Source organism: Wolbachia endosymbiont of Dirofilaria (Dirofilaria) immitis, from assembly GCF_013365455.1.
Classification (GTDB): domain Bacteria; phylum Pseudomonadota; class Alphaproteobacteria; order Rickettsiales; family Anaplasmataceae; genus Wolbachia.
This window is the reverse complement of record NZ_CP046578.1, coordinates 805,552-821,036: the sequence shown is the minus strand read 5'-3', so window position 1 is coordinate 821,036 and position 15,485 is coordinate 805,552. Positions and strand designations below refer to the sequence as shown.

Sequence of the window (15,485 nt, the reverse complement as noted above, 5' to 3'; positions counted from 1 at the left end):
TATTAGCCTCGTTTTTTTTTCAGTCTTTCTTCATCTGTACTCCAACCTGAGCTGCTATTAGAGCTAAAATGCTCACTTTCACTATCTGAGGACTTAATTGCTATTCTTCTCTGCGCAAGTGCAATGTTAAGGACTAAAACCATATCTTGATTTTGGTTAGTAGTACCTGGCTGCTTTTGCTGTATATTTATATTTTTAGTGTGCCTTAGCTTAACTCCTTTTTTTATCTGCTCGAGTAAAATATCTTTACTATTTTCTTGATTGATATCATTACTAACTCCGGCTTCAAGCATGTTAGAACTATTAGTCCTTTTTGATAAAGGGATTCCATTTAAACCTGAGGCAAAAGAAAACGGTGGAACAACGCTATGTAATGGTTTTATGGTATCAGTCTGCTGAACGGCTGTACTAGGTGTTAGTGAAAGCTGTATAGGGGTGTATGATGCACTTGATTTACCATTTGAATTAATGCTACTATTGACAACTTCTATCTGTGCCCCACTGCCTTGTTTCTTGAAAGTCTTATTTAACCTTTCTCCAATTGGTTCACTTTCAAGCACTGATTTTTTTATCATTTTTTTTGATTGCTGTTCCTTATTAAGAACTCCTTTGCTAAGACCTACTTCTTTTTTGTTATAAACTCTAGAAAGGCTGAGTTTGATGAGGTTCGTTACTAGAACTAGTGTAACAACTGCAGAAATAGTAAAAATTATTAAAGGGGCTGCTGTGGTTATACTGGAACTGGAAGTTGTCGCAGTGACACAAGGAAGATACTGACCAGCTATAAAACTCAGTACAGATGATGTTAAAATAGTAATTAAGGGTTGAAATATGGTTAACCTAGTTTTAATAAGCCTCCAGTGATCTGCACTACCCTCTGAAAGTGTAGCATTGGATGTATACATTTTTCTCTCGCTATTAACACAATACTAATGATAGCGAACTGTAAATGATTGTCAACGGTTTACGGATAAGTTAATCCTTTACAGGAATCACTTTTTAAACATGTGTTGTAATATTCCATTAGCTATAGCAACATCTTGGCGTGGGGTTTTGCCGTGCTCTATGAATACGGAGATTGCATAACGTGGATTATAATAAGGTCCATAAGCGATAAATAATTTATGACTTTCACCCCTCGAGTTTATCTCTGGTGTACCGGTTTTGCCGGCGATTTGTGTACCGCCTGTAAGTGTGGGCCTTCTTCTATAAGCTTCAGTTTTAGTATTCACTGCGTCAAACATGGCTTTTTGGACTATTCTAAGATACTTATAATCTATATTAATGTTGGAAAAATCTTGTATTGGTTTATTTGCTTCAATGTGAGGAATGACTTCTTTTCCTGTTGCAATTCTTGCTGCAAGAACTGTAAGTTGTAGTGGTGTTGTAAGTAAATATCCTTGCCCTATAACTAAGTTTATGGTATCGCCTAAATACCATTCTGAGTATAATTTTCGTGCACGCCAATTTCTATCGGGTAATAATCCTGGAGCTTCTTCCTTAAACGTTCCAATTAATGAACCACTACCAATGCCAAAATTTCTGGCTGTTTCTACTAGGGAGTCTACACTTATTTTTTTTCCTATATTATAAAAGTAAGTATTACATGAGAGAGCGATTGCTTCATTTAAAGATATGTATCCATGAACTTTACTTTGCAAGCAGTGGAATCTCCGTTCACCTATTTTCATGTGGCCTCTACATGAGAATTTTTCTTCTGGGGTGATTATTCCGTCTTTTAAACCTGCAAGTGCAACTATTATTTTAAATATTGAGCCAGGTGGAATTTGGAATGATAGTGCACGATTTATAAGTGGTAATGAAGGAGTATTTAGGCTTTCCAAAGTTTCATTCGATAATCTGCTAGTAAAGAGATTATTATCATAAGAAGGTGAATTATATAATGCTAAAATTTCTCCGTTGTTTACGTCCATTACAACTATAGAGCCCTTGTGATCTTTAAATATTTCTGCAATTTTCTTTTGCAAATCAATGTCAATTGTCAATTGCACATCTTGACCGTCTTGCTGTGGTATGCTTAACAATTCTCGTATGACACGTTTTTTAGAATTGACTTCCTGCTTAGACTTTCCTAGTTCACCTTTTAATATATTATCATATGTATATTCAATGCCACTCACTCCCATTTCACTCATATCTTGCTGTTTTTTTGTGTACCCTAGTGTGTGAGAACATATTGAACCAAATGGGTAATAACGTTTATAAAGAGCAGTTACTTTTATTTCTGATGGCTTTACTATCTTAGATTCGATTTCTGATAACGTTTGTAAATCGACTTTTTTGCTAAAAGTCTTTTGCCCATTAAACAAGACAACATAAGAAATTTTGTTTACTGCAAGCTCTATACCATTCCTGTCTAAAATTCTGCCTCGCTTAGGTATAATTGTGGTGATTCTTGTCCTATTATTGTCAGATAACGCTTCATATTTTTGTCTGTTTTGTATTTGTAAATTGTATAACCTACAACTAAAGATTACAGAGATAGTAAGTTGAATACCACCTAATATAAATACCCTGCGGTTAAAAACTTTATTTTTTATTTGCATAGGATCTCTTTAAACATAGCTTTGTGATATGGATAGAAAAAGACCGAGAGACTTCGACACATAACTATACGTGTTACAAAGGTAGTGTGTTAAATATTATAGCAGTCGGATGCAAAAATGTCATTTTAACGTACATTAACTGTAAGCTAAGTAGCTCATATAAACTGCAAAAGTTACTTTGTAAGTTTTGTTAATCTTCTGAGGATATTTAGTTATTTTTAATCTGAAGTATTACGTAATTGATGTCTTTATGTTTGATTTTGTACTATGTACATCTTATATCATTTACAAATTGGTTTTTTATCTGTACAGGTTAAAACGTGCTTATAAGGCGTTTAAGGTAGTAACTCTAATTTTATAAGATTTACTCTACCTAACACATGGTTTCTTTTGCCTCATAGTTCTTCAGGCAATTGATGATAATATTGCCTACTCTATTGTTAAGTGGCTAATCATCAAGTATAAGTGGAATAAATTTGCTGCTGCTCAACGATTTTTTATTGCTCAAGTTTTTATATGATAAATCTAGATTACAACTAGGACTATAGTGTGGTAAATTAAGATCACAATCAATATAGAAAGTTATACTTGAGTACAGCAAAGGAAAAATTGTTATTCATATTTTTAACTTTATTATTCTAATATCCTTTACGCTACCTAACCACACTACTGCGCGATAGACCTTGACTCATAAATCAGAAGTATCAACTCCCTTCTGTAGGCAAGTAGCAATAACAGTATTCACCATCAAAAATGCAATGGTCATTGGACCAACGCCTCCTGGTACTGGAGTAATAGCTTTGGCTTTTTCTTTTATTCCATCAAAGTCAACATCGCCTATGAACCTTGCTTGCCCTCCTACGTTTACATTATTTATGCCAACATCAATTACTATTGCACTTTTTTTTACCCAATCTTCCTGAATGAATCTTGGCTTTCCAACTGCTGCAACTACTATATCTGCTTTAGAACAACACTCAGCTAAATTTCTACTCTGTGAGTGCAAGATAGTAACGGTGCAATTTTCTTGCAACAATAAGTGAAACATTGGCTTACCGACAATATTTGATCTTCCAATCACAACTGCATTTTTGCTAGAAAGGTTTTTTTCAATTGATTTGATCAAATATAAGGAAGCTTTAGGGGTGCAAGGTATAAGACAATTTTTTTCACCTTTAACTAATCTTCCAACATTTTCATCATGAAAACCATCTACGTCTTTTTTAACACTTACTATGTTAATTACTCTGCTTGCATTGATATGCTTTGGTAAAGGCAATTGTACTAAAATACCATGAACAGATGGATCTATATTTAATTCATTAATTTTTGTAATTAATTTGTTTTCTGAAATATTATCAGGTAAAACAATAGTTTCAGAGCTTATACCTATTGATTCTGCTTTTTTTTGTTTATTGCGAACATAGACCTGACTTGCTGGGTTGTTTCCCACAAGAATCACTTTAAGGCAAGGGAAAATGTTATGCTCTCTTTTTAAAACATTAATTTTTTTTGATAACTTTTCATGTAAACTGTTTGCTATTTTTTTGCCGTCAATAATAATTGCCACTTTACTATACTCCTTGCCATTCTTTGAGATTAGGTAATTTAATATCAAACAAATCTAATACCTTGCTAATAGAGTGATTGATAATATTTTCTAAAGACTTTGGTTTAATGTAAAAAGCTGGTACTGGTGGAGCAATGATTGCTCCCATTTCTGTTAGCTTTAACATGTTTTGCAAGTGACCGAGATGTAATGGTGATTCTCGTACCATGAGAACTAATTTTCTTCTTTCTTTTAATGTTACATCAGCAGCTCTTGTTAATAGATTAGAAGTAACGCCTGATGCAATTTCAGACATTGTCTTTATAGAACACGGAGCAATAATCATCCCTAAAGTTTTAAATGAGCTGCTTGCTATCTTTTCTCCTATTTTTTCCTCGGAGTAGTAAAAATCTGCAAGTGATGTAATATCTTCAAGTCTTTTTGTAATTTCATGATCTATGGTTATTTTTCCAGCACGACTTATTACTAGATGAGTTTCATAATCTAATTTAGTGTCATTCCAACGCATGGTGCTGGAATCTGTTGTAGTAAGTTTAAGAGATTTACTAACTTTCCTTAATGTCTCTAGGATACGTACACCATAGATAGAACCAGATGCTCCGCTTATTCCAATTACAATTCTATTATTCACTTAGTCTTCTTCGTAACTCATTCCTAATGCACGTTTGTAGGTATCTAGCAGCATTTCCTGTTCTTCTCTATCATTGCTATCCATCTTTCTTAGCCTAATAATCTGTTTCATCACTTTTATATCCCAGCCTTCGTCTGCAGCTTTTACGTACACGTTGCGAATGTGGTCTTGTATGCCCTTCTTTTCTTGTTCAAGCTTTTCGATTCTCTCTATATAGCCCTTTAACTTATCAGCTGTTATTTTTACTGTGCTTTCCACAAAATTCAACTAATTAATTGCTGTTACAGTATTGTCAATTTTTACTCGCACTTCAATAACAGTAATAGTGTTTTTATCTTTTTTCAAAATCTTAAAGTAAAAACCATACATGGAAAACTCTTCACCTTCATCAGGAATACGCTCAATTTTATTTACAATCATGCCTGCTAAAGTTATAGCCTCTTCATCAGGAAGACTCCAGTGCAACTGCCTATTAATATTTCTAATAGTAGATTTCCCTTCTATGTGATATACATTATCAGATATTTTCTTTATAAAATTTTCTGTGATCAAATCATGCTCATCGGAGATTTCTCCAACTATTTCTTCCAGTATATCCTCAAGAGTTACAATTCCCTGCAATGCTCCATACTCATCAACAACAAATGCGATGTGGTTCCTGTTTTTACGAAAATTATGCAGTTGTACACTAAGCGGTGTACTTTCTGGTATAAACCAAGGTTTTGACATAACTTGAGCAATGTCAACCTCTTCTGTTCTGTTGTCTTTTTTACGCAAAGCATTTATTAAGTTTTTTACGTGAACTACTCCAATAATGTTATCAGGTTCTTTTTTCCATAGAGGAACCCTACTGTGACTACTAGTTAAAATTTCTCTTATTAGCTCCTTCTTGTTTCGGTTTATATCAAGAGAAAATAGATTTCTCCTATGGGTCATAATTTCTGATATTTCTGTTTCAGCAAGATCAAGTATACTGCTTAGCATATCTAAATCTTGCTGTAGTATGGTACCTTCACTGTGATGGAGAGCAATCATATTACGCATTGCATCTGCTGCAGATATAACCTCTCTATCCTTATGGGGGTCACATAACTTTAGAATAAGATTGACAATAAACTGGATACCTAATGTCAATGGGGAGAAAATCTTGACAAAAAATAGCACAAAATAGGCAGAAAATGATGTAAATTTCTCAGGATTTTGCATTGCGTAAGTTTTTGGTAATACCTCGCAAAACAGCAAGATGCAAAATGTCATTGTAGCTGTTAATAGAAAGACGCCTTCGTTCCCAAAAAAATTTATGACTACTGCTGTAAGTAAAGCGGAACAAGTGATATTAATAATTGTATTGCCGAGTAATATTGTACCTATTGTTAATTCTTTTTTGTTTAATAAGCGGTCAATTACCTTAGCTTTTTTGTTACCGTCTAGCTTTAATTTATTAACTCGAGAGCGGCTAATTGAGGTTAACCCTATTTCTGCACCTGAAAATAAAAATGATAAAATCAACAAAACAAAAATTATTGATAATACTAAAATCAATAACCGGTCCATTAAAATATAATATTGCTGTGACAAAAAACAGAGTTATTTATACACTACAAGAAGCATTTGCAAATTTGAAGTCCTGTATAGTTAGGTTTCATATACTTAGAACGTCTACATATTTTTAGCCTCAAAAAATAAATTATAGAGTATATCACATGCTGCATCCACATGCTTACCCTCAGCAATAAGTGGAGGGGTTATTCTTATCACTCTGTTATTTAAAACTCTAGTCATTATTAAACCTTTGTCAAGAGATCGGCTGACAATTTTATCAGCAAAAGGTGCCTTGAGCTCTACTCCTATCAACAAACCTTCTCCACGTATCTCTGAGATTATTTTTGGAAATTCTTTAGTTAAAGGCAGCAGTTTCTCTTTCAGGTATTTACTAACTCTTCTAACATGATCGAAAAAACTTTCCTTCAGCATTATATCGAGCACTGCGTTGCCAACAGTCATAGCAAGAGGATTACCACCATAAGTTGATCCATGGGTTCCTGGAGTAATTGCTTCTGCTACATAATCTTTTACTAAACATGCAGCTATAGGGAATCCATTGCCCATAGCCTTTGCACAAGTTAACATGTCAGGTTCAATTTCTATATTCTGGTAATGAAATAAAGAACCGACACGTCCATATCCACATTGTACTTCATCAAAGCACAAAATTATCCCTTGGGCTTTTGTTATTTCTCTCACTTTTTGAAGGTACTTTACATCTAATGTATATACTCCTCCCTCGCTTTGTATAGGTTCTAAAAATACAGCAGCTGTTTCATTGCTGATCTTTTTCTCTAATGCTTTGATGTCATTTCTTGGTACTTTATCGAAGCCGGGAAGGAATGGAGCAAAACCTTCGCGCGATTTCTCACTTCCTCCAGCAGAAATTGCAGCAATACTACGTCCATGAAACCCTCCTTCAATTGTAATAATACGGTAACGCTTTTCTTGGCCTTTTAAATAAAAATAACGACGAATAAATTTGATTGTGGCCTCTGTTGCCTCAAGTCCGCTTGAGCAAAAAAAAACTCTATCTGCGAAAGTGAGTGCTGTTAGACGCTTAGCAAGCTTTTCTTGCTGAAGGATAGTAAAAATGTTAGAGCAGTGCCACAGCGAATCTAATTGCTTTTTTAACTTATTTATAATATATGGATGACAGTGTCCCAAGGAAGTTGTAGAAATACCTGAAGCAAAGTCTAAATATTTTTTACCATCTCTATCAAAAAGGTATACTCCTTTTCCTTTGACTATAGGAATATTAAACCTATTATATGTATTAATAATGTAGTTCATTTTAAATATTCCAGTATTATCTACAATCTTGTAACTATACTTGTGTATCATTATCAACAAATAATTAATATTTGTAAATTAATTACACTTAAGGTATAGAAAATGTAGGTTACAGAGAAAGATAAAAGTGTGTTTTAGTTTAAAGCAGAAAAATTTTGCTGTAAATGTGGTATATATGATGAGAAGTTTTATAATTGTGACTCCTTCTACTCATTTCAGTACTACTAATTGTGGGGGGGTATTATCTACTTAGGATAATAAATTACTGAAGTAGGTTTTAGTAGAAATAAATAGTATTGTTTTTTTGAAATAGATAATAAAAACCTGCTCTATAAAAGAGCTAATTAAACTTCCTACTTATATATATTATAGGTTAAAGGAAAGTGTTAATCTATATATTATTGGCATCACATGTTATGTGATTGAGGTAAAGAGCTAATGATTTAAAGTTGAAGAAGAAGAGCGATAAAGTGGTTTTATGTGTATGGTAATTCATTTCTAAAAGTGAAAAGATATGATGAAAGTGATCTTATGCTATAAAGGATTATGGAAAAAGAAGGTACTATTATTTTATATATAGAGGGTATAGTGATACGGATTGTTCTAAAATTATCTACATATCAGACGAAAGTTGGAGTTCTCTTCTAGCGTATGATTGTTGTCAGTATCAATATATACAAATATATGTGGTGTGCTAATAATAGGCGATAGCATTTAAAAATACTAATAGTGCAAAGAAGAAATTTGCTCTTTGCAAAAGAAAGAAAAACTACCGGAGACTGTATTTACGGTAGCAGCTATTGTCTTGAATAGTAATGCTATAGCTACTCTGATAAAAGTAGGTTGCTACAATCCTCATTAAGGGTTAGTCATGCATAATCTTATTACAAAAAAAGGTAATTATATCTTAGAGGTTTATGGTATCTAGAAATTGTTGAATCTGATAATTGTAAGCTAACTTTTTGTGATATACTTGATAATAGGTTTCTTAAATATAAAAAATATAATTTGTTTTATTCAAATGGCTAGGGTGAATGTAAATATGTAACTTTAAGTTATGCAAAAAGTAAGGTCCAAATTCCTGCGAGTTATTTAGCTATCATTATTATTCTTCTCTTATTAAAAAAAAGAGTATTGAACCAGGTTTGCCGAGTCACTATTAAGCTATTGTGTTTAGAGTTGACAAACAGTAGAGAAGATGAAAAAGTGGATACGTTATTAGTTGAAAGTAACATTAAACCAGAACATTTGAAGCAAATTAATATTACTACTCTAAATTTAGAATAGTAATAAGTTTTGATTTTTCTCTTTTGCATGAAGGGTACGATCCTAAAGGAGAATAATTGCGGTGGATTTAATATAAGCCAACTTCCTTAGAGAAGATAGTGGTATTTTAGTACTTAGTAATCTATAAAGAGCTTTGTCTGCTTTGTTTGAAAGCTTGCCTAAGTTTTTTTACTCCAGTGACACAAAATAGCTGGGAGGTAAGGCAACAGCCCCATATGAAGTTATATCTAAATTCAACCAGTAAGCCAGCATAAGCAATTATAATAGACAGCTTATTATTTTTACTAATTTTGCTATTCTTTAACTCAAGCAAAGTAAATATGTTAGTTCAACTGATTTTTTTTGCACTTTTATCGTTAATTTTATTGTTATCCTAAAAAAAACTCTTTAATGTTTCTGTTTTTTGTAGAAGCGAATAATTCCTTTAATGTCTGCAACCTAAAGTGACCGACATACTGAAGTTTAATCTTTGCTATATTAGGTAAAGTATATTGAATTCCCTTATTTATTAAGTATAGTTTATAAATTTTAGCTAATATTTTAGCTTTTATTAATTTCAAATATTTATTATTCAAAGCAGGTAACAAAAGCTTTTTAAAGTGTAAGTAGTGAAGCTAATTTATGTAATTCAGATTTAGTAGCAGGGAAATAACATCCATGAGTAAATTTTGCGTTGCCACTTTTACATGGTATAATAAATTTCATTTATAGGAAAAGCAAAGTTGAAAAAGTTGAGGGAATTAAGGAAAGATTGGGTAGTGAGAACAGGAAGGTTTTTATCTTCATTATTTTTTTTGTTGCTAATTGCGCTATCAGTACGTAGTTTTTTATTTGAGCCATTTCATATCTATTCTGGTTCTATGAAAAGCACTCTGCTTGAGGGGGATTATATTTTTGCTAGTAAATATTCATATGGTTACAGTAGATACTCCTTTCCGTTTTCTCCGAACGTTTTTGACAGTAGAATCTTTTATACTTCTCCAAAGCGTGGTGATATAATAGTTTTTAAACCTGCAAGAAACGACAGCATCAGGTTTGTTAAGCGGGTAATAGGGATACCAGGTGATAAAGTGCAAATGATAGAAGGAGAACTATACCTCAATAATCAGAAAGTAAAGCGAAAACGGGTTGAAGACTTCTTTGACTATGAGTTAAATCGTAGCATACCAAGATACGTAGAAACACTTCCAAATGAGAGAGAATATGAGATTTTAATAGATAGTATTTCTAATGAACTATCATATAATAGCCCAGCTTATTATGTTCCTAATAATCGATTTTTTGTTTTAGGAGATAATAGAAATAATTCCTTTGATAGCAGATTTCCTGAAATTAGTTTTGTACCAATGGAAAATATAATTGGGCGTGTAAGCATAGTTGGTTTATCGTTTAAATTGAGAAAGGTTGATTGGTTACCGTTTAATTTTAGAATACCTATTGCTTTGCGGTTAAATAGGATACTGCATAGCATCATGTAGAACTTTGTCTATTTGTTAATTTACGTAACTTTAAAGAAAAGTTTTCTAACTCAGTGATAGCATTATTGATTTTATTTAGATCATTTTCCTGTAAGGCATTTTTTGCGTTTTGTAGTAAGTTCTTTAATCTTTGGTCAATAAAAAGACTATTATTGCTTTCAATCAAATGTATAAATTTATTTCCATTAACTTTGGCTTCTGCAAGAGAGCGAGCTTTCATATCTTCATCAAAATTATTTATTGATTGGTTAACCATATCTTGAATCTCAGCTTCACTTAAGCCAAAGCTTGAATTTATTTCAACTGTCTGTTCAATGCCAGTGCTTTTTTCTCTTGCAGTAACAGCTAATATCCCGTCAACATTAACTGTAAATTCTATTTCAACCTTTGCAGAACCTGCAGGTAGTGGAGGTATGCCTTTTAGCTCAAACTGCGCTAGAGACTTATTATCTTCTATCATTTCACGTTCTCCCTGACAAACATGAATTTTCATTGCTGTTTGCCCGTGAGCATAAGTTGTAAACTCTTTTGTCTCTGAAACTGGTAGTGGCGTATTTCTTGGTATAATTTTTTCGACTATTCCTCCTATAGTTTCTACGCCAAGTGATAAGGGTAGGACGTCGAGAAGAATACTCTTATCTTTTGAGCCTGAAGTTAAAACGTGAGCCTGTAAAGCTGCTCCAATTACGACTGCTTTGTCTGGATCTACGTTGCTCAGTATTTTATTTCCAAAGAGTGTCAGTAGTGAATTTTGTACTAATGGCACTTTAGTTGCACCACCAACTAAAATTACTCCTTTTATATTATCAATTTTAAGATCTATATCATGTATAGTACGAATAACTATATCGATAGTTCTGTTAACTAAGGGGGTAATTGCCTGTTCAAATTCTTCTTTGATGATTTTGCATTCAAATAATTCACCGTTGATGTTAAAGGTAAAAATGCCTGATGCATTTTTACTTAGGTATTCTTTTGCAATGCGTACATTATAAATCCCAATATCACGTATTGTAATAACATTAGGACGTTCTTCGCTTAAATTTGTCTTTTCTCTATACTTAGATAGCACAATTAAACTTAGTAGATGATCAAAATCATCACCACCAAGTTCGATATCACCGTTAACCGCAAGGACTTGAAACACTCCTTGATGTAACTTTAATATTGAAATATCAAATGTTCCACCACCAAGGTCATAAACTGCATATATTCCACTGGTATTATTCTTTTCAATTGAGTAAGAAAGCGCAGCAGCAGTTGGCTCATTGATTAGGCGAAGAACCTCTATACCAGCTAACTTTGCTGCATATTTTGTTGCATTACGTGCTGAATCATCAAAATAAGCCGGTACAGTAATTACTGCTTTTTTTACTTTCATCCCTGTAGACTTTTTTATTCTCTCACACAAAGCTTTCAATATCTCAGCAGAAATCTCAACAGGAGTAAGATACCTATTCTCTGTGCATTTTATCCTAATAACTTTTTCACTTTCCTCATCTATTTCAAAATTGATACCTCCTTTATTTAAATCTTTAACACTTTTGCCCATTAAGCGCTTTACTGAATATATTGCATCTGAGCTAGCGTCGTAGCCTATTTTTAATATATTATTTTTATATGAAATGACAGAGGGCAGTAACTCTCTTCCCTGCTCATCTTTAAATATCTCCACATTACCAGCTTTATTAACTGCAGCAATTAAAGAATTGGTAGTGCCAAGATCTATACCAAAAACTACTTCACTTAAATTTGGTTCAGAAACTTGGGTTAGTTGCACTTTTCTTTACCTCCTCAAATGATTTATATAGATACTTTAATCTTGAAACTTGCATCATAGCTTCATCAAAATTTTTTGCAGCAAAAGCATTAATTAGTTTTTTAGTACAATCTTTTATCTTTTCATCAATCATCTTGTTTGCAAATTGCAGGTCATTGCAATCTAGCAAGTATTCTCTTATTTCTATTGATTCATTTAATATTTCAGAATTTGTATAATTCTTTTGGCTTTTCATACTAAGAAGATCTAACAAATGCTCAGCCCGTTTTAGTGGGGACTTTAGCACTTGGTAAGCTTTATTTATACTTTTCATGTTTTTGGACTCTCCTTCGTTTATGTCAGCCTTGATTAGCTTAATATATTTTTTCTCTAGCTCATCAAAGTTGATATTGAAAGCTGGTTCGATTTCAAACAGTAAGAAATGGTTGCTAAACATAAAAACTTCTCCCACAACCACATTTTCCTTTTTCATTAGGGTTTTTGAAAATAAAACCTGATGAGAATTTTTCCTCTACATAATCCATTTCAGAGCCAAGTATAAACATGATAGACTTCGGATCGATTAATATTTTGACTTTTTGGCCATTACTACATCTTTCTTCAATTACTGACTCTAAGGGGCGAGCATTATATGCATATTCAATATCATATTTTAAACCAGAACATCCTTTTTGTTTAATTAGCACTCTTATTCCTATTGCTTTTTCTGTTTTTTTTAAGTTATTATGCTGTTTTTGATCCAGTAAATACCTTATCCTCTTTACTGCATTTGTAGTGATGGTGATAGGTTTTTTATCTTTCTTTTCAGAATTTAATCCTTGATACTCGCCCATAACTTTTTAGCTATTAATTTTAGTTTGTTTGCTTTGATAATCATGAATAGCAGCTTTTATAGCATCTTCAGCAAGCACTGAACAGTGTATCTTGACTGGTGGTAAAGATAATTCTTTCACTATTTGAGTATTCTTTACCTGTGCTACATCTTCGATGGTTTTACCTTTGATTATCTCTGTGAGCAAAGAACTTGAAGCAATAGCTGAACCGCAACCAAAAGTTTTAAATTTTGCATCTTCAATAACGCCTTTATTGTTAATTTTTATTTGTAATTTCATGACATCACCGCATGATGGTGCCCCTACTAAACCAGTGCCAACGTTTGGATCATTCTTGTCTAGAGAACCAACGTTCCTTGGATTTTCATAGTGATCTAAAATTTTCTCGTTATAACTCATAAAATTACCTATAAACTACTATTTTTCATTATAATACATTTAGTTTAGAAACTAAAGAAAAACACGCTTGTGATTAGTATATTTTACTTACAAAACATGTCATAGGCAAGTATACTTGTTTTGAAGCATACTTAGTGCGTGTATTTTTATATTAAATTTGGATTTTAAGGGGAGTATTTGCTTGAGTCTATTTAGTAACCTTTATAAAGGCTTGTTAAAAACTTCTTCTCACTTTAGCAATGGGATAAAAAGTATTTTTTCTGGAAAAAAAAGACTAGATCAGTCGCTTTTGAGTGAGCTGGAAGATCTTCTAATAAGTATGGATATTGGTCATAAAGCTTCCAAGTCAATTATTGATAGGCTTGTAAATATCAGGTTTGACAACGAAGTTGAACATAATACTGTTATACGGCAATTAATGAATGAAATAGAAGCTATATTAAGCCCTGTTATACAACCGCTAATTTTAAACAAGAGGCCACATATAATAATGGTATGTGGGGTAAATGGTAATGGTAAAACTACAACTATAGGTAAACTTGCGTATAAATATAAAGAAATGGGAAAGTCAGTTGTACTAGTTGCATGTGATACATTTAGAGCTGCTGCTAGTGAACAGTTGAATATTTGGGCAGAACGTTCTGGTTGTCCTGTTGTGACTGGAGAATACGGTAGTGATTCTGCAAGTGTAGCATATAAAGCTGTAAGTCAAGCTATGAAAGATAACGTTGATGTTGTTCTGATTGATACAGCAGGTAGGTTACAAAATAATGTGAACCTTATGGGAGAGCTATCAAAAATATATAGAACGGTAAAGAAGTTGGATGATACTGCTCCTCATGATGTTATTTTAATTCTTGATGCAACTACTGGCCAAAATGCTTATAGCCAGTTGGAGGCATTTAGTAAGATGGTGAGTGTGACTGGGCTAATCATAACAAAATTAGATGGCACTGCTAAGGGTGGAGTGGTGATTGGACTTGCAGAAGTTTATAAGGTGAAGTTATATGCTATAGGAATTGGCGAAAATATAGAGGACCTAAGAGAATTCACTAGCAAGGAATTTGCTAAAGCGTTGTTTAACTGTGATTGAAGGTTTTTCTCAGCTCTTTTATGTGATCAGACTTAATTATTAATATTGTAAAAAAGATAGTTTCTGTTTTAGATTAGTATAGCTTTTTGAGCCATATTTTTTTTGCTTCTTAAGCTTAAAGTCAGCATATGGGGGTACTTTTCTTCATCTAAAAGTGTGCTGCTTCTACCATAGATTATTGGAGAAGCTGGTAATAATGGATTTATTATGCTTTAAAGAAGCAGCAAAATCAACTGGTAATTCTTATTTTTAGTTCCTAATAATAATGCTCAGGGTGCACTTCTTTTTTGTGTAAAGATATTCTGTAATGATAATAGCTAATCAATCGTGCTTCATTCAACTACTTCTCTCCTTAGATTTTTCATATTTTGTTCCTACTATTCAATATTTGGACTTTTATCAGAGTTGGTTTAAAACTCTTAATTCTGCAAATGTAGCGTTGCCGACAACTTCCTTATTAAAGGTTGCCTGCTAGAAATAATGTTAATGGGTTGCCAATGAGTGTAAGCCCTGCTTCAAGTATTTTAAAAATGTCAATTTTATTATGGTGGAGCCAAATTATTTTAGGTAACACTTGAGATGCAGTATCGTATCTGCCATGTGTTCTAAAGTTTTAAGTCTGTGTTATTTATCTATTTCTTGGTTATATGGCAAACTGTTAAAGAAAAAATATCATACTGTTTCAGAGAGAATAAGTCAATTTATGAGCTTAGGTGTGGACCTGTATTGCAGTGTCTAGTGCTAGTGTAATTTTTGTTATTGTACATTGTTTATATGGAGTCAGTAATTAAAAATTTTATGTTTTTATTTTTTTATTGTTGTTGTTAAATGAGCTAAAGATACTTGAAAGAAGAAAGTTGTGCAATGTTGGCTATGATTCTAAGTGAAAGGGTACACTTTCTAATTCTAGATTCGCTACCAGTTGAAAGTGCTTACATCTTTAACAAAAAACTCTATCTGACTTTCTTATTTCTATTAAGAAATAACTAGGGAGGATAATAATTTTGAC

Annotated in this window: 13 protein-coding genes; 2 read left to right on the top strand and 11 right to left on the bottom strand. The window is 32.7% G+C overall.

The window, feature by feature from the left end:
* Positions 1–2: 2 nt before the first annotated feature.
* From GOY12_RS03235 to GOY12_RS03205, 7 genes are all read right to left on the bottom strand, one after another.
* On the bottom strand, positions 3–905 hold the full coding sequence (locus GOY12_RS03235; RefSeq protein ID WP_175818612.1) for a WH2 domain-containing protein: 903 nt from the start codon (positions 903–905) through the stop codon (positions 3–5).
* Between the two features lie 87 nt (positions 906–992).
* On the bottom strand, positions 993–2,567 hold the full coding sequence (locus GOY12_RS03230; protein WP_175818611.1) for a penicillin-binding transpeptidase domain-containing protein: 1,575 nt from the start codon (positions 2,565–2,567) through the stop codon (positions 993–995).
* Between the two features lie 688 nt (positions 2,568–3,255).
* Positions 3,256–4,137 carry a bifunctional methylenetetrahydrofolate dehydrogenase/methenyltetrahydrofolate cyclohydrolase FolD gene (gene folD / locus GOY12_RS03225; RefSeq protein WP_175818610.1) on the bottom strand — a complete coding sequence of 294 codons (882 nt, stop codon included), beginning with the start codon at positions 4,135–4,137 and terminating at the stop codon, positions 3,256–3,258.
* A gap of 4 nt (positions 4,138–4,141) precedes the next feature.
* Positions 4,142–4,768 carry a UbiX family flavin prenyltransferase gene (locus GOY12_RS03220; RefSeq protein WP_175818609.1) on the bottom strand — a complete coding sequence of 209 codons (627 nt, stop codon included), beginning with the start codon at positions 4,766–4,768 and terminating at the stop codon, positions 4,142–4,144.
* A complete protein-coding gene (locus GOY12_RS03215; protein ID WP_175818608.1) occupies positions 4,769–5,026 on the bottom strand; it encodes a DUF2312 domain-containing protein in 258 nt (85 codons plus the stop codon). It lies immediately after the preceding gene.
* Between the two features lie 9 nt (positions 5,027–5,035).
* Complete coding sequence (locus GOY12_RS03210; protein WP_175818607.1) at positions 5,036–6,322, bottom strand: HlyC/CorC family transporter; 1,287 nt, start codon at positions 6,320–6,322, stop codon at positions 5,036–5,038.
* A 105-nt stretch (positions 6,323–6,427) separates the two neighbouring features.
* Entirely contained in the window at positions 6,428–7,606 is a 1,179-nt protein-coding gene (locus tag GOY12_RS03205) for an aspartate aminotransferase family protein (RefSeq protein ID WP_175818606.1), read from the bottom strand.
* Positions 7,607–9,624: 2,018 nt separating this feature from the next.
* On the opposite strand from GOY12_RS03205, the gene lepB reads away from it, so the two are divergent.
* Entirely contained in the window at positions 9,625–10,371 is a 747-nt protein-coding gene (lepB, locus tag GOY12_RS03200) for a signal peptidase I (protein WP_175818720.1), read from the top strand.
* Here the strand turns inward: lepB and hscA are convergent.
* Genes hscA through iscU form a run of 4 tightly spaced genes read right to left on the bottom strand, consistent with a single transcriptional unit; the run spans position 10,364 to position 13,383 of the window.
* On the bottom strand, positions 10,364–12,151 hold the full coding sequence (gene hscA, locus GOY12_RS03195; RefSeq protein ID WP_175818605.1) for a Fe-S protein assembly chaperone HscA: 1,788 nt from the start codon (positions 12,149–12,151) through the stop codon (positions 10,364–10,366). The two genes, lepB and hscA, sit on opposite strands and share 8 nt — an antisense overlap.
* Positions 12,129–12,587: an iron-sulfur cluster co-chaperone HscB C-terminal domain-containing protein gene (locus GOY12_RS03190; RefSeq protein WP_175818719.1), complete on the bottom strand. Its 459-nt coding sequence runs from the start codon at positions 12,585–12,587 to the stop codon at positions 12,129–12,131. The genes hscA and GOY12_RS03190 overlap by 23 nt, the downstream gene beginning before the upstream one ends.
* A complete protein-coding gene (locus GOY12_RS03185) occupies positions 12,580–12,984 on the bottom strand; it encodes a HesB/IscA family protein (RefSeq protein WP_175818604.1) in 405 nt (134 codons plus the stop codon). The genes GOY12_RS03190 and GOY12_RS03185 overlap by 8 nt, the downstream gene beginning before the upstream one ends.
* A 6-nt stretch (positions 12,985–12,990) precedes the next feature.
* Entirely contained in the window at positions 12,991–13,383 is a 393-nt protein-coding gene (iscU, locus tag GOY12_RS03180) for a Fe-S cluster assembly scaffold IscU (RefSeq protein WP_175818603.1), read from the bottom strand.
* A gap of 181 nt (positions 13,384–13,564) precedes the next feature.
* Between iscU and ftsY the strand changes: the two genes are divergently transcribed.
* Positions 13,565–14,476, top strand: a complete 912-nt coding sequence (gene ftsY, locus GOY12_RS03175) for a signal recognition particle-docking protein FtsY (RefSeq protein ID WP_175818602.1) — start codon at positions 13,565–13,567, stop codon at positions 14,474–14,476.
* Positions 14,477–15,485: the final 1,009 nt, after the last annotated feature.

Excerpts from the sequence above, each read along its gene's own strand:
- GOY12_RS03235 (WP_175818612.1), bottom strand. The coding sequence starts at position 905 with ATGTATACATCCAATGCTACACTTTCAGAGGGTAGTGCAGATCACTGG.
- GOY12_RS03230 (WP_175818611.1), bottom strand. The coding sequence starts at position 2,567 with ATGCAAATAAAAAATAAAGTTTTTAACCGCAGGGTATTTATATTAGGT.
- GOY12_RS03210 (WP_175818607.1), bottom strand. The coding sequence starts at position 6,322 with ATGGACCGGTTATTGATTTTAGTATTATCAATAATTTTTGTTTTGTTG.
- GOY12_RS03205 (WP_175818606.1), bottom strand. The coding sequence starts at position 7,606 with ATGAACTACATTATTAATACATATAATAGGTTTAATATTCCTATAGTC.
- GOY12_RS03190 (WP_175818719.1), bottom strand. The coding sequence starts at position 12,587 with ATGTTTAGCAACCATTTCTTACTGTTTGAAATCGAACCAGCTTTCAAT.
- GOY12_RS03185 (WP_175818604.1), bottom strand. The coding sequence starts at position 12,984 with ATGGGCGAGTATCAAGGATTAAATTCTGAAAAGAAAGATAAAAAACCT.
- iscU (WP_175818603.1), bottom strand. The coding sequence starts at position 13,383 with ATGAGTTATAACGAGAAAATTTTAGATCACTATGAAAATCCAAGGAAC.